The organism is Sphaerisporangium rufum, from assembly GCF_016863395.1.
Classification (GTDB): Bacteria; Actinomycetota; Actinomycetes; order Streptosporangiales; family Streptosporangiaceae; genus Sphaerisporangium; species Sphaerisporangium rufum.
The window spans coordinates 94,030-115,688 of sequence record NZ_BOOU01000034.1 but is presented as its reverse complement, the minus strand read 5'-3'; the positions used below and the strand labels follow the sequence as shown (position 1 = coordinate 115,688).

Genomic DNA, 21,659 nt, shown 5'->3' with positions numbered 1-21,659 from the left:
TCCGCCCTGCAGACCGTCCCCGGCAGCATCGGTGACCCCGGTACCGGGCCGTCGCCCTCCCCGTCCCCCTCCACGCCGCCGGCGGGCGCGGGTGCCATCAAGGGGGTGGGGTCGGGCCGGTGCCTGGACGTCTCGGGCGCTTCGCAGTCCAACGGGGCGCAGTTGCAGATCTGGGACTGCAACGGGCAGGCCAACCAGCAGTGGTCCGCGACCGCGGCGAGCGAGCTGCGGGTGTACGGCGGCAAGTGCCTGGACGTCAACGGCGGCGGCACCGCCGACGGCAGCGGCGTGATCATCTGGGACTGCAACGGCCAGAACAACCAGAAGTGGCGCTTCAACGCCGACGGCACGATCACCGCGGTCGGCGCGAACAAGTGCCTGGACGTGGCCAACTACGGCACCGCCAACGGCAGCAGGCTGCACATCTGGTCCTGCCACGGCGGCACCAACCAGCAGTGGACCCGCGCCTGAGGTCCACCCGCGAGTTCCTCCGCCGGGGCGGCAGAGCCGGCCGCCCCGGCGGAGGCGCCGGCCGATCGCCCTCGCGGCCCCGGTGCGAACCCGGCCGTCCCCACCCGAGCAGGTAGGAGTGAGATGCGCAAGATATTCAAATGGACGATGGCGGCGGCGCTGGCCGCCGGGTCCCTGACGGCGGTGGGCGGTGCGACATCACCGGTGGCCGCGCTGGACAACGGCCTGGCCCGCACCCCGCAGATGGGCTGGAACGACTGGAACAGCTTCGGCTGCAACGTCAACGACGGCCTGGTCCGGCAGACCGCCGACATCATGGTGTCCTCCGGGATGAAGGACGCCGGCTACACCTACGTCAACATCGACGACTGCTGGTCGACCAAGAGCCGCAACGCCGCCGGCGACCTGGTGCCCGACCCGCAGAAGTTCCCCAACGGCATCAAGGCGGTGGCCGACTACGTCCACTCCAAGGGGCTGAAGCTCGGCATCTACTCCTCGGCGGGCACCACCACCTGCGCCGGCTACCCGGCGAGCCTGAACTACGAGCGGCGGGACGCGGCCCTGTGGGCGTCCTGGGGCATCGACTACCTCAAGTACGACAACTGCGGTGACCACCAGGGCAAGAACGGGCAGCAGCGGTACACCGCCATGCGGGACGCGCTCGCCGCCACCGGTCGGCAGATCCTGTACAGCCTGTGCAACTGGGGCCAGGAGTCGGTGTGGACCTGGGGCATGGCGACCGGCAACTCCTGGCGGACGACCGGCGACATCCAGGCCAACTGGGGCTCGATCACCAGCCTGCTGGACCAGCAGGTCGGGCTGGAGAACTACTCCGGGCCGGGCGGCTGGAACGACCCGGACATGCTGGAGGTCGGCGTCGGCTCGCTCAACGGCACCGAGGGCCGCGCGCACTTCAGCCTCTGGGCACTGCTGAACGCGCCGCTGATCGCGGGCAACGACCTGCGTACGATGAGTGCCGACACCCGGACGATCCTCACCAACACCGAGGTCATCGCGGTGAACCAGGACTGGGGCGGCAAGCAGGGGCACAAGATCAGCGACAACGGGAACCTGGAGGTCTGGCGTAAGCCGATGTCCAACGGCTCGGTCGCGGTCGTGCTGCTCAACCGGGGCACCTCCACCGCGACGGTGTCCACCACCGCCACCGCGCTGGGGCTCGGCTCAGGCGGGTCCTACTCGGTGCGCGACCTGTGGGCGCACTCGACCGCCGCCTCCTCCGGCACCATCAGCGCGTCGGTGCCCGGGCACGGCGCCGCGATGTACATCGTGAGCGGCGGCGGCCCTGCCCCGTCGCCGTCCCCGACGCCCACCCTGCCGGGGAACGGCGCGATCAAGGCGGTCGCCTCGGGCCGGTGCCTGGATGCGGGATCGTCGGCCAACGGGACGCAGGCCCAGATCTGGGACTGCAACGGCGGCACCGGCCAGCAGTGGACGCAGACCGCGTCCGGGGAGCTGCGGGTGTACGGCAACAAGTGCCTGGACGTGAACAACCGCGGCACCGCCGACGGAACGAACGTCATCATCTGGGACTGCAACGGGCAGAACAACCAGCAGTGGCGGTTCAACGCCGACGGCAGCATCACCGCGGTCGGCGCCAACAAGTGCCTGGACGTGCCGAACAACGCCACCGCCAACGGCACCAAGCTGGTCATCTGGTCCTGCAACGGCGGCACCAACCAGCGCTGGACCCGCACCTGACGCGCCGGTCCACCACGAGCACCGCCGCCGGGCCGGGTGAGCCGAGCGGCCCGGCGGCGGCCACCACCTGACGGGCGCGCGACCCGCGCGCCCGTCATGGGCCGGAGGTCCGGTCCCGCCTCACGCCATTGATATGCGGAAAACGATGGGAAGAAATTCGGTAAGTACGCACGACCGATCGCTTAACGTTCCGGCGCCGACCGGCCGGCCGGAGCGCGGCGATGAACCGTTCACCGAAATCGGCCGATCACCGTAACCGGGATAAGCGACGTCAGCTGCTCCGATGCGGGCGAAAGACCAGACGGTCGGCTGAAATTGTCCGAGCCGTGCCTTGACAACTTTTATCGCGATTTTCACACTGGACCGGCAGGATGCCTCCGGCGCCGCGATCGTGCGGACGCGGCCGATCGCCACGATCGGTGCGGCGCGGCGGCTCCGCGTACCCGGCTGGTCGGCGGTCCGGCGATAGGGCGCACTTGTTAACGCTCACACTATTTCGGGAGAGCAGATGACGTCCATGCCGTTCAGTCGCCGGCAGCTGTTCCAGGCCGCGGGCGCCGCCGCCGTCGCCTCCGCCGCCGGCCCGGTCCTCGGCGCCACCGCGGCCGAGGCCGCCGTTCCGCCGGCGCGTGCGGACATCGGGGTGTCGGCGTACGCGTTCGACGCGGGTCAGGTGCGGCTCACCGCGGGCCGCTGGATGGACAACCAGAACCGCACGCTGTCCTACCTCCGGTTCGTCGACGTGAACCGGATGCTCTACAACTTCCGGGCCAACCACCGGCTGTCCACCAACGGCGCGGCGAGCAACGGCGGATGGGACGCGCCGTCCTTCCCGTTCCGCACCCACATGCAAGGGCACTTCCTCACCGCCTGGGCGCAGGCCTACGCGGTCCTCGGTGACACCACCTGCGGGGACAAGGCCACCTACATGGTGGCCGAGCTGGCCAAGTGCCAGGCGAACAACGGTGCCGCGGGCTTCGGCGCGGGCTACCTGTCCGGCTTCCCGGAGTCGGACTTCACCGCCCTGGAGGCGCGCACGCTGAGCAACGGCAACGTGCCGTACTACTGCATCCACAAGACCATGGCCGGCCTGCTGGACGTCTGGCGGCTGATGGGCAACAACCAGGCGCGCGACGTACTGCTGGCCCTGGCCGGCTGGGTGGACGGGCGGACCGGCCGGCTGAGCTCGAGCCAGATGCAGTCCATGCTGGGCACCGAGTTCGGCGGCATGAACGCGGTGCTGACCGACGTGTACCAGCAGACCGGGGACGCGCGCTGGCTGGCGGTGGCACAGCGGTTCGACCACGCGGCGGTGTTCAACCCGCTGGCGGCGAACCAGGACCAGCTCAACGGGCTGCACGCCAACACCCAGGTGCCCAAGTGGATCGGCGCCGCCCGCGAGTACAAGGCCACCGGCACCACCCGCTACCGCGACATCGCCACCAACGCCTGGAACATCACCGTCGGCGCGCACACCTACGCGATCGGCGGCAACAGCCAGGCCGAGCACTTCCGGCCGCCCAACGCCATCGCCGGGTACCTGAGCAACGACACCTGCGAGCACTGCAACACCTACAACATGCTCAAGCTCACCCGCGAGCTGTGGCTGCTCAACCCCGACCAGGTCGCCTACGCGGACTTCTACGAGCAGGCCCTGTTCAACCACATCCTCGGCGCGCAGAACCCCGCCGACGCCCACGGGCACGTCACCTACTTCACCCCGCTCAAGCCCGGTGGCCGCCGTGGCGTGGGCCCGGCGTGGGGCGGGGGCACCTGGAGCACCGACTACAACTCCTTCTGGTGCTGCCAGGGCACCGGCATCGAGGTCAACACCGCGCTGGCGGACTCCATCTACTTCTACAACGGCACCACACTGACGGTGAACCTGTTCACACCGTCGGTGCTGAACTGGTCGCAGCGCGGCATCACGGTCACCCAGACCACCACCTATCCGGTGAGCGACACCACCACGCTGCAGGTCACCGGGAACGCCGCCGGATCGTGGACGATGCGCGTCCGCATTCCCGCCTGGGCCACCGGCGCCACCGTCAGCGTCAACGGCGCCCAGCAGGACGTCGCCGCCAACCCCGGCAGCTACGCGGTGCTCAACCGCACCTGGGCCGACGGCGACACCGTCACGGTCCGGCTGCCCATGCGGGTGATCATGAAGGCGGCCAACGACAACCAGAACGTCGCGGCGGTCACCTACGGCCCGGTCGTGCTGTCGGGGAACTACGGGAACACCGCGCTGTCGGCCCTGCCGGCCCTGACCACCTCCTCGATCACCCGGACCGGCTCCACCGCCCTCACCTTCACCGCCACCGCGAACGGCTCCTCGGTCAACCTGATCCCGTTCTACGACGCACACGGGCACAACTACACCGTCTACTGGAGCACCACCGGCGGCGGCACCCCGCCGACCGGTTACGTGCGGATCGCCAACGGCACCACCGGGCTGGTGCTGGACAGCGGCGGCAACGTGGCCTCGGGGTCCAACCTCAAGCAGTGGAACTGGGACGGCAACAACAACCTGCAGTGGCAGCTGGTGGACCTGGGCGGCGGCTGGTATCGCATCGTGAACCGGACCAACGGCATGGTGCTCGACAGCTGGGGCAACACCGCCAACGGCGCGGTGTGCCGGCAGTCGGGGTGGAACGGCGGCAACAACCAGCAGTGGCGGCTGAACGACGTGGGCAACGGCCGTAGGCAGATCATCAACCGGGGGACCGGCACCGCGCTGGACGGCATGGGCAACGGCACCGCCGGCTCCACCGTCGGCATGTGGACGCCCAACTCCAGCAGCAACAACCAGTGGACCATCACCAACGTCTGACGTCGCGGGGCCGAACTCGGGGGACGACCTCACGGGACGGTACGGCCCACCGGCCGGCCGGTGGCGGGCGAGCCGCCCGCCACCGGCGCGCGGCCGTCCGTCGCCGGCGGGCGGCTGCGCGCCCGGCTCCGGCGGATGCGTTCCGGCGGGGCGGCAGGTGGATTCCGGCCGGCGGGAGGGACCAAGATTTACGTATGTCACTGACGGAGCAGGCCATCGTCCGCATCCGGGAACTCATCAAGTCCGGAACCCTGCCGCCGGGCGCCCGGTTGCCCCCCGAACAGGAGTTGGCGGCCGAACTCGGCCTGTCGCGCAACCTGCTCCGGGAGGCGGTCCGCTCGCTGGTCACCACCAGGGTGCTGGAGGTGCGCCGGGGTGACGGCACCTACGTGACGAGTCTCGCTCCGGAGTTGCTGCTCGAAGGGGTGGGCGTGGCGGTCGAGCTGATGCGCGGCGACGACCTGCTGGAGATCACCGAGTTGCGGCGGCTGTTCGAGCCGGTGGCGACCGGGCTGGCGGCCACGCGCATCACCGCCGAGCAGCTGGCCGAGGTGCACCGCTGCCTGACCGCGATGATCGAGGCGCAGGACGACGTGGAGGCGCTGAACCAGCACGACGACGCCTTCCACCGCGCGGTGCTGGCCGCGACGCAGAACAAGTCGCTGAGCGCCCTGCTCGGCGGGATCTCCGGCCGCACGCTGCGCACCCGGGTGTGGCGCGGCATGGTCGAGGACGACGTGGCCGCCCGGACCGTCGCCGAGCACGTGGCGATCTACGAGGCGCTGGCCGCCCGGGACGCCCCGCTGGCCCAGGCGGCGGCGCTCATGCACGTGAGCGCCACCGAGACCTGGGTACGGGACAACATCCGCCGGGCCTCGCCCGGCGCCGGCCCGCGCCGGACCGGCCGGCCGGGGGCCTGACGGTCCGCGCCGGGCGCGGGCGTCCGGGGCCAGGCAGATCAGGGAAGGTCGCGGCGCAGCGAGCGCGCGCACATGGTGAGGCCGTCGGCCAGGGCCCCGCGCGTCGCGTCGTCCACCTTGGCGAGCATGACCGCCTCGATGTCGTCCAGCGACCCGTCGCAGCGGCCCAGCACCGCCAGGCCCTCGGGGGTGAGCCGGGCCGACAGCACCCGGCCGCCCGCCGGGTGCGGGTCGCGGCGGATCAGGCCGCGCCGCTCCAGATCGCGGATCACCAGGTTCATGGCCTGCGGGGTGACGAAGGCGATACGGGCCAGCTCCGCCGACGACAGCCCGTCGCGGGCGCGCAGCTCGCTGAGCGCCATGTACGCCGTGGTGGTGACACCGTGCCGGGCGAGCGCGTCGTCCAGGCGGGCGCGGATGCGGCGCTCGAGCCGGAACACCAGGTAGCTCAGGCGCGGCGCGGGCCCGGCCGGCGGGGCGGGCGGGCGGGAGCGGCGGGCGGTCACCGGACGACGATACCGCGCCGCCGCCCAATGTAAGTTTCGCGGTCTAATATCAAGTCACTTGATAACAAGTTGCTTGATATGCAGCGGAAACATGTTCCGGCCGGGGGCCGCCCGTCCGGCGCCGCCCGGCGGCGCCTTGACCGGCGGACGGCGTCCTCCTATACCGGCTGACGTCAGGTTCTCGCCATACCGGCGGCGCTCCCGCCCGGTACGCCGGACAACGGCGGCCGCCGCGATAAGAGCAGAGGAGGAGCGGATGAAGCGATTCATCTCATTGCTCTCCGGCGCCTGCGCCGCGGTGCTGTGCGCCGCGGCCCTGGTGATCGCACCACCGGCCACGGCGGCCACCCTTACCGAGGTGACCGGCTTCGGTGACAATCCCGGCAACCTGCGCATGCACCTGTACGTGCCGAACAACGTGCAGGCGAGCCCGGGGATCGTGCTGGCCATGCACCCCTGCGGCGGCTCGGGGCCGGGCTTCTACTCGTCCAGCCAGTTCGCCTCGCTGGCCGACCAGTACGGCTTCATCGTGATCTACCCATCGGCCTCCAAGAAGGCCAACTGCTTCGACAACTGGTCGGAGGCCTCCAAGGTGCGCGGCGGGCGGACCGACCCGGTGTCGCTGATGTCCATGATCACCTATGTCGAGGAGCGCTACCACGGCGACGCCAACCGGGTGTTCGCCACCGGCAGCTCGTCGGGCGCCATGATGACCAACGCCATGCTGGCGCTGTATCCCGAGGTGTTCAAGGCGGGCGCGGCGTTCATGGGCGTGCCGTTCACCTGCTTCCCCAACGAGGCGGCCTACCAGCCGGGCGGCAACGCGGCGCCGTGCGTCGGCAAGACCGCGCAGCAGTGGGGCGACGTCGTGCGCAACGCCAACCCGTCCTACCGGGGGCCGTGGCCGCGCATGCAGCTGTGGCACGGCACCAACGACAACGTGGTCGCCTTCTCCGAGCTGGAGGAGGAGGTCAAGCAGTGGACCAACGTGCACGGCCTGAGCCAGACGCCGACCGGCACCGACACCCCGCAGTCCGGCTGGAGCCGGCGCCGCTACGCCGACTCCACCGGCACCGTGCGCGTCGAGGCCTACACCATCCAGGGCGCGGGCCACTCCCTGCCGGCCGGCGGCATGGCCGCCGTCGCCGTCCAGTTCTTCGGCCTGAACGGCAGCGGACCGTCCCCGACCCCCACCCCCACCGTCACCCCCACCGCGACCCCGACCCCGACCCCGACCCCGACGCCCACCGTCACCCCGTCGCCGACCCCGACCCCGTCCACCCCGCCCGGCGCCTGCCGGGTCGGCTACCGGGCCGACTCCTGGGGTAACGGGTTCACCGCGAACGTGACGGTCACCAACACCGGCGCCGCGGCGGTCAACGGCTGGACGGTCACCTGGACCTGGCCGGGTGACCAGCGGGTCACCAACGCCTGGAACGCCACGGTGACCCAGTCCGGCGCGCAGGCCACCGCGCGCAACGTCTCCTACAATGCCGCGATCCCCGCCGGAGGCGCCACCTCCTTCGGCTTCCAGGGGACCTACAGCGGAAGCAACACCGCGCCGTCCGCCTTCACCCTGAACGGCGCGCCCTGCACCATCGGGTGACGGCGGGACCATGACAGGGTGGCGCGCGCCCGCCGCGGGGCGCGCGCCACCCTCGGGTGGCCGGGCGCGGCGGGGCCCGGCGACGAGCGGCCCCGGTGCCCCGCCCTCCGGTGCGGGACGCCGGGGCCGGTCACGCGGCCGGCGCCCGGCGGATCCCGGCCGGGCGCCGGCCGCGGGTCAGCGGGCCCAGGCCGAGCCGTCGGGGTAGCGGTAGGCGGCGATCGAGTCGGCGTGCATCCGGGCGCCGTAGCCGGGCCGCTCGGGCAGCAGGTAGCGGCCATCGCGGATCCGTACCGGATCGGTGAAATGCTCGTGAAGGTGGTCGACGTACTCCAGTACCCGGCCCTCGAGCTTGCCGCTGACGCAGACGTAGTCCACGATCGACATGTGCTGGACGAGCTCGCACAGCCCGACGCCGCCGGCGTGCGGGCACACCGGCACGCCGAACTTGGCGGCCATCAGCAGCACTGGGACGATCTCGTTCACCGAGGCCAGCCGGCAGGAGTCGATCTGGCAGTAGTCGATCGCCCCGGCCTGCAGCAACTGCTTGAACATGACCCGGTTGTGACAGTGCTCGCCGGTCGCCACCCCGACCGGCGCGACCGCCTTGCGGATCGCCGCGTGGCCGAGCACGTCGTCCGGGCTCGTCGGCTCCTCGATCCACAGCGGCTGGAAGGGCGCCAGCCGGTTCACCCACTCGATGGCCCGCGGCACGTCCCACACCTGGTTCGCGTCGATCATCAGCGCCCGGTCGCCGATCTCCTCGCGGGCGATCGCCAGCCGGCGCAGGTCGTCGTCCAGGTTCGCACCGACCTTCAGCTTGACGTGCGTCCAGCCTTCGGCGACGGCCTCTCGGCACAGCCGGCGCAGCTTGTCGTCGGGGTAGCCCAGCCACCCGGCGGAGGTGGTGTAGGCGGGATAGCCGGACTCGGCGAGCACGGCGATCCGCGCCTGGCGGGTCGGGGCGAGCCGGGCGAGCATCTCGACCGCGTCGAGCGGGGTGAGCACATCGGACAGGTAGCTGAAATCGCAGGCGGCCACCAGCTCCTCCGGGCTCATGTCCGCGATCAACCGCCACAGCGGCTTGCCGGCCCGCCGTGCGGCCAGGTCCCAGGCGGCGTTGAGCACCGCCGCGGCGGACAGGTGCACCACGCCCTTCTCCGGGCCCAGCCAGCGCAGCTGGCTGTCGGACATGATCTCCCGGTACAGCCCGCCCAGGTCGCCCGCCACCTCGTCCACGTCCCGGCCGGCCAGCCGGGCCCCGATCTGCCGGGCCGCCGCCACGCACAGGTCGTTCCCGCGGCCGATGGTGAAGGTGAGCCCGTGACCGCTCAGATCTCCGTCCAGGTCGCCGTCGGTGTGTCCGTCCGTGCCGAGCACCACGTAGGCGGCCGAGTAGTCGCCGTCGGGGTTCATCGCGTCCGAGCCGTCCAGGGTGGCCGAGGTGGGGAACCGGACGTCGATCACGTCCACGGAGGTGATGGTCGGCATGCGGTCTCCAAAATGGTCCGATGAATATGGCCGGACAGTACGGCTTTGACCAGTTAAGGTCAATAGAAAGGCTGGTAATTTCTTGCTTTGACCCGATGTCTGTGGCAGTCTCGACACCCTGGCATGTCTGGTACTCGAGTGAACCCCGGAAGAGGAGACCGTGAAACTGGTGAGAGTGGGGCCGCGCGGCGCGGAGCGGCCCGGCGTGGTGGCCCCGGACGGCCGGGTGCTGGACCTGTCCTCGGTGACGGCGGACATCGACGGGGCGTTCCTCGCCGGCGACGGCCTCGCCCGGGCCCGGGCCGCCCTGGACGCCGGGGAGCTGCCCCCCGCCGTACCGCACGAGCGGATCGGCGCACCGATCGCCCGGCCCGGGAAGATCGTCTGCATCGGGCTGAACTACTCCGACCACGCCGAGGAGACCGGGGCCACCCCGCCCGCCGAGCCGGTCGTCTTCCTCAAGGCCTCCGACACGATGATCGGCCCGGACGACGAGGTGCTGGTGCCGCGCCGCAGCGTCAAGACCGACTACGAGGTGGAGCTGGCCGTCGTGATCGGCCGCACCGCCCGCTACCTGGCCGGCCCCGAGGACGCCGCCGGCGTGATCGCCGGCTACGCGATCGCCAACGACGTCTCCGAGCGCGAGTTCCAGATCGAGCGTGGCGGCCAGTGGGACAAGGGCAAGTCCTGCGAGACCTTCAACCCGCTCGGCCCCTGGCTGGTCACCGCGGACGAGATCGCCGACCCGCAGGCCCTCGGCATGCGGCTGTGGGTCAACGGCGAGCTCCGCCAGGACGGCGACACCAAGAACCAGATCTTCGGCGTGCACCACGTGATCTGGTACCTGAGCCAGTTCATGGTGCTGGAGCCGGGTGACGTGGTGAACACCGGAACCCCGGCCGGGGTGGCCATGGGCCGCGGCCCGGACGCCTACCTGCGCGCCGGCGACGTGGTCGAGCTGGAGATCGACGGCCTGGGCCGCCAGCGCCAGACGGTGGGGCAGGCGTGACCGCGTCCGGGCCGGCCGGCGAGTTCGCCGGGCTGGTCGCCGTCGTCACCGGCGGTGCCTCCGGCATCGGCCAGGCGGTCGCCCGCGAGCTCGCCGCCCGCGGCGCCACCGTCGCGGTGCTGGACGTCAAGGACACCGAGTTCGCCTGCGACGTCACCGACGACACCACCGTGCGGGCCGCCGTCGCCGCGGTCGCCGAGCGGTACGGCCGGATCGACGTGCTGGTCAACAACGCCGGCATCGGCGCCCAGGGCGCCGTGGACGGCAACACCGACGAGGAGTGGCTGCGGGTGCTGGACGTCAACGTCGTCGGCATCGCCCGCGTCACCCGGGCCGCGCTGCCGCACCTGCGCCGCTCCCCGCACGCCGCGATCGTCAACACCTGCTCCATCGCGGCCACCGCCGGGCTGCCGCAGCGCGCGGTGTACTCGGCGTCCAAGGGCGCGGTGCTCGCGCTGACCCGCGCGATGGCCGCCGACCACATCCGCGAGGGCATCCGCGTCAACTGCGTCAACCCCGGCACCGTGGACACCCCGTGGATCGGCCGGTTGCTGGACGCCGCCGCCGACCCGGCCGCCGAGCGGGCCGCGCTTTCGGCGCGCCAGCCGCACGGCCGGCTGGTCACCCCCGAGGAGGTCGCCGCCGCGGTGGCCTACCTGGCCGGCCCCGCCTCCGGCTCCACCGTCGGCGCCGAGCTGGCGGTCGACGGCGGCATGGCCGCGCTGCGGCTGCGCCCGGAGCCGTCGTGACCCCGGGCCCGGTGTCCGGCCCGCACCGGCCGGCGCCGCCCGGCCGCGGCGCCGCCCTGGCCCTCGGCCCGTTCGGCCTGGGCACCGCGCCGCTCGCCGGGCTGTACACCCCGGTCGGCGAGGAGGAGGCCGGCCGGACGCTGGCCGCCGCCTGGGCGGCCGGCATCCGCTACTTCGACACCGCGCCGCACTACGGCGCCGGGCTGGCCGAGCAGCGCCTCGGGCGGTTCCTGCGCGGCCTGCCCTCCGGCGGGGACCGGCCGATCGTGTCCACCAAGGTCGGCCGGGTGCTGGTGCCCGGCGAGGGCGACGGCGAGGGCTTCGCCACCCGCACCGGCCTGGTCCGGGTGCGCGACTACAGCCGGGACGGGGTGCGCCGCTCGCTGGACGACAGCCTGGCCCGCACCGGCCTGGACCGGTTCGACCTGGTGCTCATCCACGACCCCGACGACCACTGGGAACAGGCCGCCGGCGAGGCCTACCCGGCGCTGGCCGAACTGCGCGACCAGGGGGTCATCGGCGCGATCGGCGCCGGAATGAACCAGGCGGAGATGCTCGCCCGCTTCGTCCGGGAGACCGACCTGGACGCGGTGCTGGTCGCCGGCCGCTACACCCTGCTCGACCGGACCGCCGCCGCCGAGCTGCTGCCCGAATGCGAGCGGCGCGGCGTCGCGGTCATCGCCGGCGGCGTGCTCAACAGCGGCGTGCTGGCCGGCGGCACCACCTACGACTACGCCGACGCCCCGCCCGAGGTGCTCGCCCGGGCCCGCCGGCTCGCCGGCGCGTGCGCCGCGCGCGGCGTACCGCTGCCGGTCGCCGCCATGCGGTTCCCGCTGCGGCACCCGGCGGTCACCACCGTGCTGATCGGGGCGCGCAGCGCCGAGGAGGTGGCCGAGGACCTCGCTCCGGCCGACATCCCCGACGAGCTGTGGGAGGAGCTGGAGCATGCGGGTTGACCTGGCCTACGGCAGCGGCGGGCTCGCCGTCGACCTGCCGGAGGACCGGACCACCGTGATCACCCCGGTGGCCCGGCCGGCCGCCGCCGACGAGGCCGCCGAGCTGCGGCGGGCGCTGCGCCACCCGGTGGCCGGGCCGCCGCTGCGCGAGCGGGTGCGCCGCGGGCAGACGGTCGCCATCTCCGCCTGCGACGGCACCCGCCCCCAGCCCCGGCACCTGATGATCCCGGCCGTGCTGGCCGAGCTGGACGGCATCGTCGACCTCGCCGACGTGGTGGTGCTGGTCGCCACCGGCACCCACCGCGGCAACAGCCCCGCCGAGCTGCGCGCCATGTTCGGCGACCAGGTCATGGACTCCGTCCGCGTCGTCAACCACGACGCGCGCGACGCCGGATCGCTGCGCTGGATGGGCCGGCACGGCAAGGACGTCCCGGTCTGGCTCAACCGCGAGTGGGCCGACGCCGACGTGCGGATCACCACCGGCTTCGTCGAGCCGCACTTCTTCGCCGGGTTCTCCGGCGGGCCCAAACTGGTCGCCCCCGGCCTGGCCGCGCTGGAGACCGTCCTCACCCTGCACGACGCCGCCCGGATCGGCGACCCCCGGGCCACCTGGGGCGTCATCGAGGGCAACCCGGTGCACGACGACGTGCGGGCCATCGCCGCCGCCACCGGGGTCACCTTCGCCCTGGACGTGGTGCTGAACCGCGAGCAGCGGATCGTCCAGGCGTTCGGCGGCGACCTGGCCGCCATGCACGCCGCCGCCACCGCCGCCGCCCGCGCCGCCGCGATGCGCCCGGTGCCCGCGCCCTTCGACGTGGTGATCACCACCAACGCGGGCTTCCCGCTGGACCAGAACCTCTACCAGTCGGTCAAGGGCATGAGCGCCGCCGCCCAGGTCGTCCGGCCCGGCGGCACCATCATCTGCGCCGCCGAGTGCCGCGACGGGTTCCCCGACCACGGCTCCTACCGCGAGGTGCTCACCTCCGCGCCGTCCCCGGCGGCACTGTTCGACGAGATCTCCCGGCGCGAGCACACGGTGCCCGACCAGTGGCAGGTGCAGATCCAGGCCCGCATCCAGCGCGCCGCCCGCGTCGTCATGCACACCTCGCACCTGGGCGACGCCGAGCTGGCCGCCGCCCACCTGGAGCAGACCGCCGACATCGCCGCCACCGCCCGCGGGCTGCCCGGCCGGATCTGCGTGCTGCCCGAGGGCCCGATGACGATCCCGTACCTCGCCGAGGAGGCCGCGTGCTCCGCCACCGCCTGACCCACCCGCCGCTGCTGGCCGCGCTGGCCGGCACCGGGCACGGCTCGCGCGTGCTGCTCGCCGACGGCAACTACGCCTGCGACGTCAACGTCCGCCCCGGCGCCCCGGTCGTCCACCTGAACCTGCGCGCCGGCCTGGTCCGGGTGGACGACGTGCTGGAGCTGCTGGCGGAGGCGGTGCCGCTGGAGGCGGTGCACTCGATGCGCCCCGACCAGGGCGGCGAGCCGGAGGTGCTCGCCCGCTACCGCGAGCTGCTCGGCGGCGGGCCGCCCATCCAGGCGCTCGACCGCCACGAGTTCTACCGGCAGGCCCGCGGCGCCGACGTCGCCCTCGCGGTCGCCACCGGCGACGAGCGGCTGTACGCCAACCTGCTGCTGACCGTCGGCCACATCGTCCCGTGACCCGTTCATGATCCTCTACCTGAACCCGGGCACCGGCCTGGCCGGGGACATGCTGCTGGCCGCGCTGCTGGACGCGGGCGCGTCGCCGGACGCGGTGCGCCGCGCGGTCGCCGCCACCGGCCTGACCGGCTGGCGGCTGACGGCCGAGCGGGTGGACGCCGGCGGGCTGGCCGCCACCCGGGTGCGGGTCGAGGTGGACGACGACGCCACCGAGCGCCCCGCGGCCGAGCTGGCCGCGATGGCCGCCCGCGCCGGGCTGCCGCTGGCCGACGCCGCGCTGGCCGCCATCGCCGAGGCCGAAGGCGCGATCCACGGGCGGCCCGCCGCCGAGGTGCACCTGCACGAGCTCGGCGGCCACGACACCCTGGTCGACGTGGTCGGCTGCGCCGCCGCGCTGCGCGACCTGCGGGTGAGCGAGGTGTACTCGGCGCCGCTGCCGCTCGGCGGCGGGACGGTGCGCACCCGGCACGGCGTGCTGCCGGTCCCCGCCCCGGCCACCCTCGCCCTGCTGGCCGGCGCCCGGGTGCGCGGCGGCGGGACCGGCGAGACGGTCACCCCCACCGGCGCCGCGCTGCTGCGCGCGGCGGGCACCGGCTACGGCCCGCCGCCGGAGATGACCCTGGCGGCCACCGGGTACGGCGCCGGGTCGCGCGTCCTGCCGGACCGGCCGAACGTGGTGGTGGCGATGCTCGGCGAGCCGGTCGCGCAGGCCTCCCGGCAGGTCGTCCTGTCGGTCAACCTGGACGACGTGACCGGAGAGGTGCTCGGATACGTCATCGAGCGCGCGCTGGGCGCCGGCGCCGCCGACGCCTGGGTCACCCCGGCGGTGATGAAGAAGGGCCGGCCGGCGCACGTGTTGCACGTGCTGGCCGACCCGGAGCGGGCCGACCGGCTGCAGGAACTGGTGCTGGCCGAGACCGGCGGCCTCGGGCTGCGCCGCGCCTTCGTCGACAAGGTGGCGCTGCCGCGCCACACCGAGACCGTGGAGATCCACGGCCGGCCGGTCCGCGTCAAGCACGGCCCGGCCGGCGCCAAGCCCGAGTACGACGACCTGGTCCAGGTGGCCGCCGCGTCCGGCCGGCCGCTGCGCCAGCTGGCACGAGAGGCACTGGACGCGCTGTGAGCACCGCACATCCCCCCGCCCCCGGGCGGATCGACGCCCACCACCACCTGTGGGAGCTGGCCCGGCGGCCGCAGGAGTGGCTGGACCCCGAGCACATGGCCCCGGTCCGCCGCGACTTCACCACCGCCGACCACGCCGCCGCGGCCGCCGCGGCGGGCGTCACCGCCTCGGTGCTGGTCCAGGTGCTGCCGGACGCCGCCGAGACCCGGGAGTTCCTCGCCACCGCCGCCGAGTCCGAGATCATCGGCGCGGTGGTGGGCTGGGCCGACCTGACCCGGCCCGACCTTCCCGCCGAGCTCGCCGCACTGGCCGCCGCGCCCGGCGGCGGCCTGCTGCGCGGCATCCGCCACCTGGTACAGGGGGAGGCCGACCCGCGCTGGCTGGCCCGCGACGACGTGCGCCGCGGCCTGGGCGCGGTGGCGGACGCCGGGCTGGTGTACGACCTGCTGGTGGTGCCGCACCAGCTGCCCGCCGCGATCGAGACGGTCCGCGCGCTTCCCGGGCTCTCCTTCGTGCTGGATCATCTGGCCAAGCCGCCGGTCGCGACCGGCGAGCTGGAGCCGTGGGCCGGGCTGCTGCGCGAGCTGGCCGCCGAGCCGAACGTCACCGCCAAGCTGTCCGGCCTGATCACCGAGGCGCGGTGGGACCGGTGGGACGCCGCGACGCTGCGCCCGTACGCCGAGGTCGCGCTGGAGGCCTTCGGGCCGGACCGGCTGATGTTCGGCTCGGACTGGCCGGTCTGCCTGCTGGCCGGCACGCTGCCGGACTGGACCGCCACCGCCGAGGGCCTGCTGGACGACCTCGGCCTGCCGGCCGCCGAGCGGGCCGCGGTGTTCGCCGGCACCGCCGCCCGCGTCTACCGCCTGCCCCTCGACGCCGCGTCCTGACCGGGCGCGCGGCGCGGGGGCGGCCGGTGCGTCGCGCACCCGGGCCCGCCCCCGCGCCGGACGCCCCCGGCGCCGCCGCTATCGCAGGTAGGCCGCCAGGCCAAGCCGCTGGTCACGGACCGCTCCGGCGACCAGTCCGGCGATCTGCCGGGCGCCGGCCGCCTCGAAGTGGGTGTGGTCGTCGGCGAAGAACGCGCCGACCGGGCCGGAGGTGTAGTCGCCGTTGAACGGGCAGAAGCGCAGCGTGTTGTAGAGCGTGTAGCTCAGCTTGTGCAGGTCGATGACCGGCGTGCCGGTGGCGGTGCCGACGGCGAAGGTATCGGTGAGGAAGCCGCGGTTGCCGGTGGCGGTGCTCCCGCTGCAGGTCAGCGCGGCGGTGGAGGTGACCAGCACCGGGTTGGCGCCGCGCTGCCGGGCCGCCTGCACCATGGTGGTGAGCAGCTCGCGGAACCGGGTGGCGCCGACATGGCGCGGGCAGGCCGAGTCCCCGTCGTTGATGCCGAACTGGATGAACAGGTGGTCGCCGGCCTTCATCCCGGTCGAGGCGTCGAGCATGGCCTGCCAGCGGGCGGCGTAGGCGTTCGAGCTGAGCACGCACTCGCCGGCGGAGTTCTTCTGGCCGGTGACGGCCGACTCGTACAGCCAGGTCTGCACGCTGCGGCCGCCCACGGCGCTGTTGACCACCGTGGCGTTCGAGGTGAGGTACTGGCCGAACTCCCGGCCCCAGCCCACGATGTTGCCCGAGCCGTTGGCGACGGTGGAGTCGCCGGCCAGCCACACGGTGACGCGGCCCGGCGCCGGCGTGGGCGTCGGGCTGGGCGTCGGCGTCACCGTCGGGGTGGCGGTCGGGCTGGGGGACGGGCTGGGAGACGGCGACGGGGTGGCCGGCCCGTTGCAGGCGGTGCCGTTGAGCGCGTAATAGGTGGGCACCGGGTTGGCGCCGGTCCAGGAGCCGTTGAACCCGAAGGTCACCGAGCCGCCGGCGGGGATGGTGGCGTTGTAACCGGCGTCCTTGGCGGTGACGCCGCTCCCGCTCTGGGCGACCGTCGCGTTCCACGCCTGGGTGACCCGCTGGCCGGCGGTGAACGTCCAGGCGAAAGTCCAGCCGCTGATCGCGTCACCGAGATTGGTCACCGTGACGTCCGCGCCGAACCCGCCGGACCACTGGCTGGTGATCTGGTACCGGACGGCGCAGCCGGCCGCGGCGCCGGCGGGCGGCGCCCCCGCCATCCATACCAGCGCACCGGCCAGGGCCGCCACGATCGGCGCGATCAGGGCGGTGGCCCGTCGTCGGAACGTCTTCATCTGAGCTCGCTTTCTGGGGGGTCGGCCCGAACCGGCCGCCATGGCGGCGGCCGGCGGGTGGAGCCGGTGGATCAGGGACGGAGCGGGACCTCAAGGACGTCGGAGGACGCCTAGCGACGCCGGGGGACGCCGCCGGACGCGTTCAGGCGGACCGGCAGCCGGCGCCGTTGAGGGTGAAGGAGGCGGGCACGCTGTTGGCGCCGGTCCAGCTCGCGCTGAAGCCCACCGTCGCCACCGCGCCGGGGGCCAGGGCCGGGCTCCAGTCCGGGCCGGTGACGGCGACGGTGGCACCGGTCTGGGCGAAGGCGCCGTTCCAGCCCTGGCCGATCCGCTGGCCGTCGGCGAAGGTCCAGCGCAGCGTCCACGGGTTCAGGGTCGTGCCACCGGTGTTGGTCACCTGTACCTCACCCTGGAAGCCGCCCGGCCACTGGTTGACCACCGTGTACCGCGCGGTGCATCCGGCGTCCGGGCCGCTCGGTGTCGGTGTCGGTGTCGGTGTCGGGGTGGGCGCCGGGCTGGGTGTCGCCGAGGGCGTCGGCGTCCAGGTGGGCGTCACAGCGGGGGTGGGGGTGGGGGTGGGGCGCGGGGCGAGGTGCGCGGCGACGATCGGCGCCAGCCGGGCGGCGATCGCCCGGTGGCCGGCGTCGTTGGGGTGCACGCTGTCGGACAGGCCGTCCGGCGGCACCCATCCGTCGGTGTCGACGAAGAAGGCGTTGCGGTCGCCGGCGTTGTTGACGGTCTGCACCGCGGCCTGGGTCTGCGGGACGAACCGCCCGCGGAAGGTGCGCAGCGCCAGGATCGCGGCCGCCGGATACCTGCTCCGGACGGTGCGCAGCAGCTCGACGTAGGAGTTCTGGAACTGCGTCGTCGACACGCCGTGCCCGGCGTCGTTGGTGCCGAGATTGATCACGACGACGTCCGCCTGGTAGCGGGAGAAGTCGTGGTCGGCGGCGCCGTCGACGGCGCTGACCTTCACGAAGCGGCGGTCCAGGCCGACGCAGCCGTCCGCGGTGCTGACCAGGCAGGCGCCGCCCTGGGCGACCTGCGTGTGATCCAGGCCGAGCTGCTCGCCGACCAGCCATCCGTAGGCGGTGAGGGCGTTCTTGGAGGTGGTGGTGCCGACGGTGATGGAGTCGCCGACGAACTCCACCGTGCCGCCGACCGGCCGGGCGGGCAGCGTGCGCGCGCCCTGGTCCAGCACCAGTCCCTGGAACACCGCGTCACCGTGGTAGGACCCGGCCACCACGCGATAGGACACCCGCAGGGTGTGCTCGCCGGCCGGCAACCGGGCGGGGGTCAGGTCGACCGTGCCGCGCACGTTCTGCAGGTACACGTCCGGGCCGCCGTCGATGCTGTAGTAGAGGTCGATGGCGTCGCGCTGCTTCAGCTTGACGGTGGTGCCGGTGAAGCCGACCCTGAGGTAGGCGCCGGCCCAGCCCGGGACGTAGGCGGTGCTGTCGCGGGTGTCCCACCGGCCGGTGAAGCCGATGTTCGGGTCGGCCGGCGTCCCGTCTCCGGCGGCGGCCCTGGCGCCGAGCGGCATCGCGAGCATGGTGGCGAGCATGGTCGCAAGGACGGCGGCGAGGGCCGCGGCCGGCCCGGCCAGGCGGCTGAGTCTCATGGCGGTCCGTTCTCCGATGACGGGTTCACCGGCGGGTGTGGTCTGGAGCTAACCGGGGATGAAACGTTTTAACCAAGCTGGTGGCCGATACCGTCATGGCGCCGCCCGCGACCGCCGCGGTGGTCCGGTCGCGGCCGTGGCCGGCTGCCGGGATTCGCGCGGCCGGACATCGCATCGGTGGCCGCCGCGTCGCCGCCGCGGGCGGTTCAGACCGTAAGAACCATGGACGGGTCCGTCAACCGGCCGGCGGCCGCCGGCCGGGGCACCGCCCGGCCGGCGGGCCGATGGCGCAGCTCGACGATACGGTGATCTTCGCGGCCGGCCGGGACGGGCCTGAAACTTTCGGCCCGTGCTCAGCCGCCGAGTCGGTCCTGCCGCACGCCGCACACCGGGCAGGCCGCGACGGCGGTGTCGGCGCGCAGCGGCGTCGCGCATCCCGCGCACCGCCCCTCGAACGCCAGGTGTCCTTGCCTGCGGTCGTCCAGGCGTGGCAGCGCGATGGCCACCGCCCGGTGGCGCCACCCCTGCTTCTTCCTGGGGGCGGGCCCGGTCACCGCCAGGAACAGCCGGGCCTCGCGGGACGGGGAATGATCGTAGGGCGCCCGTTCGGCCAGGGTCGCGCACAACACGTCCCGCAGCGCGTCGTCGGGCAGGGCGAGCAGGTGCGGCAGCAGCCGTTCGGCGGTGATCCGCGCCGCCGTGTCGCGCAGTTCGTCGTCGGTCAGCGCGCGTAGCGTGTCCGCCGGATCCGGCCGGGTCTCATCGGTCATGTCAGGTATCCCGGTTCATCGCAGATCGGGCAGATCACGTGCTTGTGGCTGCCGGCCAGCCGCGCCTGGCACCGCCGGCAGGCACCGGACTGGACCAGTGATCCATCGCCGTCGAGCGGGTCGTCGTAGTGCCGGGGGTCCGGACGGGCCACGGCCAGGTGGTCGACCTGCCCGCTCCACCGTCCGCTGCCCGGATCGCGGTCCCGGGAGGAGACGCCCGCGAAATAGCGCCCGCCGGATCGGTCGTCCTCGCCACCGGGCGGTCGCCGCTGCTCGAAGACCTGCCACAGCAGGTGCATCAGCCATTCGTCGGGCAGCGACCGCAACTGTCTGACCAATGCGTACCGGGACGGCGTATCGGACATGACATCGATGATCGCAGCACCGGCCGTGGGTTCGCAGCCCCGAATCTCCGGTGGGGCGTACGCCCCGCCGGCGCCCCGGTGACGGCGACGGGGCGATCATCCGGCGTGGGCTCAGCCGCGGTCGCCGCGCAGGGCGCGCAGGAAGCGCCACAACGCCGAGCGCGCCGGAGGCGCGGCAGGCGCCGGCTCCGGCGGGGTGCCGGACGCGGCCGGCCGGGGCGCGGGGCGGGCGGCCGGCTCGAACCGCACGGGCAGCGAGCGCAACGCCCGGACGAACGGCGAGGGCCGCCAGGGCAGCTGGTCGGCGGGCAGCGCCAGGCGAAGCCCGGCGAACCGGTCGAACAGCCGGTCCACCGCGATCGTGGTCATGGTCGTGGCGAGCTGGCGGCCCAGGCAGCGGTGCGGGCCCACCCCCCAGGCGAGATGGCCCCGGGTACTGCGCATCAGGCCGGGGTCGATCGCCGCGCCGAACAGCGGGTCGGCGTGCGCCCCGGCGATGGACACCATGACCGGGTCGCCGGCCGCGATGGTGAAGGCACCGAGCTTCACGTCCGTCCGCGGGAAGCGGAAGGTGAGGTTCGCCATCACCGGGTTGGCCAGCGCCACCCGGTTGACGATCTCTTGCACGCCCTCGGCCCGGCTCGCCCGCACCGCCGGATCGACCAGCACCTCCACGATCGTGTTGCTGATGAGGCTGGCGGTGACGTCACCGGCCAGCACCGGCAGCATGATGAGCTCGCGGGCCAGCTCGTCGACGCCGAACTCCGGCCGCGCCGCCAGCAGATAGGACGGGACGTCGTCGCCGGGCCGGGACCGTTTGGCCGCGGCCAGCCCGGCCATGGACGCCATCAGCCGGCCGGCGGCCTGGGCGGCCTCCGGGCCGGCGTCCAGCATCCGCCAGATGTCCATGAAGACCTCGTCGCCCTGCGCGGTGGGGAAGCCCAGCAGGCGGTTGATCACCATCAGCGGGAGCGGCCGGGCGTACTGCGCGCACAGGTCGGCGTAGCCGGCGCCGCCCTCCGACAGCACCGTGATGAGATCGTCGGCGTACCGGTGCACGGCGCGCTCCAGGTCGCGGCCCAGCGGGTGCGAGCGGTCCTGGAAGGGGGCCAGGGCGGCGGTCCAGGCATCGCGTACCTGCCGCAGGGCGGAGCCGTCCTGGAAGGCCGAGGAGTTGACCGCGAACGCCGGGGCCAGCGGCCAGTTCGCGGGCACCCTGCCCTCGGTCAGGTCCCGCCAGGAGTCCAGGCGCTTGCTCCACACGCCGCTGTCGTCGCGCAGCACCTCGCGCACCTCGTCGAAGCCCAGCACCATCCACACCGGGACCCCGAGCAGCCCGACCGGCGCCACCGGGCCGTACGCCGCCCGCAGGCGCTCGTGCACCGCACCGGGGTCGGCGTCGTAGTCGCGGGTCAGCAGGGGTTCGGCCGCCAGCGATGCGAGCGTCTGGTCCGCCGGTCGCGGCCACGCGTCGGATGTCATGGTGGGGATCGCCTCTCTGGATGCCGGAGCCCGGGCGCCCGGCGCCCGGCGGATCCGCCCGCGGGGGCCGCCGGAGCCCCGTGGTGACCGGATGCGGAGCATACCGATCGGACGCGGCGGCTGGGAAGGCGTGGCGGCGGTTGCCGGTGGTGGTCTGGATGCGGGACGCTGGACCCGC

The 21,659-nt window shown here is 73.5% G+C and carries 19 protein-coding genes; 12 read left to right on the top strand and 7 right to left on the bottom strand.

The features are described 5' to 3' along the window. The 4 genes from Sru01_RS11815 to Sru01_RS11800 form a co-directional block, all read left to right on the top strand. Positions 1-471, top strand: a 471-nt coding sequence (locus Sru01_RS11815; protein ID WP_203984214.1) for an RICIN domain-containing protein, incomplete at its 5' end; no start/stop codon positions are given. A gap of 123 nt (positions 472-594) precedes the next feature. Next, positions 595-2,190 (top strand): lectin, encoded by a 1,596-nt coding sequence (locus tag Sru01_RS11810; protein WP_203984212.1) that lies wholly within the window; start codon positions 595-597, stop codon positions 2,188-2,190. A 508-nt stretch (positions 2,191-2,698) separates the two neighbouring features. Beyond that, a complete protein-coding gene (locus Sru01_RS11805) occupies positions 2,699-5,023 on the top strand; it encodes a beta-L-arabinofuranosidase domain-containing protein (RefSeq protein WP_203984211.1) in 2,325 nt (774 codons plus the stop codon). 194 nt (positions 5,024-5,217) lie between these two features. After that, positions 5,218-5,943 (top strand): FadR/GntR family transcriptional regulator, encoded by a 726-nt coding sequence (locus tag Sru01_RS11800; RefSeq protein WP_203984210.1) that lies wholly within the window; start codon positions 5,218-5,220, stop codon positions 5,941-5,943. 38 nt (positions 5,944-5,981) lie between these two features. On the opposite strand, the gene Sru01_RS11795 is transcribed toward Sru01_RS11800, so the two are convergent. Then, on the bottom strand, positions 5,982-6,449 hold the full coding sequence (locus Sru01_RS11795; protein WP_239137327.1) for a MarR family winged helix-turn-helix transcriptional regulator: 468 nt from the start codon (positions 6,447-6,449) through the stop codon (positions 5,982-5,984). Positions 6,450-6,705: 256 nt separating this feature from the next. Between Sru01_RS11795 and Sru01_RS11790 the strand changes: the two genes are divergently transcribed. Next, positions 6,706-8,055: an extracellular catalytic domain type 1 short-chain-length polyhydroxyalkanoate depolymerase gene (locus tag Sru01_RS11790; RefSeq protein ID WP_203984209.1), complete on the top strand. Its 1,350-nt coding sequence runs from the start codon at positions 6,706-6,708 to the stop codon at positions 8,053-8,055. 177 nt (positions 8,056-8,232) lie between these two features. Here the strand turns inward: Sru01_RS11790 and Sru01_RS11785 are convergent, their stop codons facing one another. Next, positions 8,233-9,546 (bottom strand): L-fuconate dehydratase, encoded by a 1,314-nt coding sequence (locus Sru01_RS11785; protein WP_203984208.1) that lies wholly within the window; start codon positions 9,544-9,546, stop codon positions 8,233-8,235. 160 nt (positions 9,547-9,706) lie between these two features. Between Sru01_RS11785 and Sru01_RS11780 the strand changes: the two genes are divergently transcribed. The 7 genes from Sru01_RS11780 to Sru01_RS11750 are packed head-to-tail and all read left to right on the top strand — an operon-like array spanning position 9,707 to position 15,938. Next, the gene (locus Sru01_RS11780) at positions 9,707-10,555 is read left to right on the top strand and encodes a fumarylacetoacetate hydrolase family protein (protein ID WP_203984207.1); all 849 of its coding nucleotides are present in this window, start codon (positions 9,707-9,709) and stop codon (positions 10,553-10,555) included. Beyond that, a complete protein-coding gene (locus Sru01_RS11775) occupies positions 10,552-11,304 on the top strand; it encodes an SDR family NAD(P)-dependent oxidoreductase (RefSeq protein WP_203984206.1) in 753 nt (250 codons plus the stop codon). Before Sru01_RS11780 ends, Sru01_RS11775 begins: the two co-directional genes overlap by 4 nt. Next, on the top strand, positions 11,301-12,260 hold the full coding sequence (locus Sru01_RS11770; protein ID WP_239137325.1) for an aldo/keto reductase: 960 nt from the start codon (positions 11,301-11,303) through the stop codon (positions 12,258-12,260). Before Sru01_RS11775 ends, Sru01_RS11770 begins: the two co-directional genes overlap by 4 nt. Continuing rightward, complete coding sequence (larA, locus tag Sru01_RS11765; protein ID WP_203984204.1) at positions 12,250-13,527, top strand: nickel-dependent lactate racemase; 1,278 nt, start codon at positions 12,250-12,252, stop codon at positions 13,525-13,527. The genes Sru01_RS11770 and larA overlap by 11 nt, the downstream gene beginning before the upstream one ends. Next, complete coding sequence (locus Sru01_RS11760) at positions 13,509-13,928, top strand: RbsD/FucU family protein (RefSeq protein ID WP_203984203.1); 420 nt, start codon at positions 13,509-13,511, stop codon at positions 13,926-13,928. Before larA ends, Sru01_RS11760 begins: the two co-directional genes overlap by 19 nt. 7 nt (positions 13,929-13,935) lie before the next feature. Continuing rightward, positions 13,936-15,051, top strand: a complete 1,116-nt coding sequence (larC, locus tag Sru01_RS11755) for a nickel pincer cofactor biosynthesis protein LarC (RefSeq protein WP_203984202.1) — start codon at positions 13,936-13,938, stop codon at positions 15,049-15,051. Further along, complete coding sequence (locus tag Sru01_RS11750; RefSeq protein ID WP_203984201.1) at positions 15,048-15,938, top strand: amidohydrolase family protein; 891 nt, start codon at positions 15,048-15,050, stop codon at positions 15,936-15,938. The genes larC and Sru01_RS11750 overlap by 4 nt, the downstream gene beginning before the upstream one ends. Before the next feature lie 78 nt (positions 15,939-16,016). On the opposite strand, the gene Sru01_RS36190 is transcribed toward Sru01_RS11750, so the two are convergent. The 5 genes from Sru01_RS36190 to Sru01_RS11725 form a co-directional block, all read right to left on the bottom strand. Next, positions 16,017-17,243 (bottom strand): cellulose binding domain-containing protein, encoded by a 1,227-nt coding sequence (locus Sru01_RS36190; RefSeq protein WP_203984200.1) that lies wholly within the window; start codon positions 17,241-17,243, stop codon positions 16,017-16,019. Positions 17,244-17,385: 142 nt separating this feature from the next. Continuing rightward, positions 17,386-18,864 carry a cellulose binding domain-containing protein gene (locus tag Sru01_RS11740; RefSeq protein ID WP_203984199.1) on the bottom strand — a complete coding sequence of 493 codons (1,479 nt, stop codon included), beginning with the start codon at positions 18,862-18,864 and terminating at the stop codon, positions 17,386-17,388. Positions 18,865-19,217: 353 nt separating this feature from the next. Beyond that, on the bottom strand, positions 19,218-19,634 hold the full coding sequence (locus Sru01_RS11735; protein WP_203984197.1) for a hypothetical protein: 417 nt from the start codon (positions 19,632-19,634) through the stop codon (positions 19,218-19,220). Beyond that, a complete protein-coding gene (locus Sru01_RS11730; protein WP_203984195.1) occupies positions 19,631-19,999 on the bottom strand; it encodes a hypothetical protein in 369 nt (122 codons plus the stop codon). The genes Sru01_RS11735 and Sru01_RS11730 overlap by 4 nt, the downstream gene beginning before the upstream one ends. A gap of 111 nt (positions 20,000-20,110) precedes the next feature. Continuing rightward, entirely contained in the window at positions 20,111-21,481 is a 1,371-nt protein-coding gene (locus Sru01_RS11725) for a cytochrome P450 family protein (RefSeq protein WP_203984194.1), read from the bottom strand. Positions 21,482-21,659: the final 178 nt, after the last annotated feature.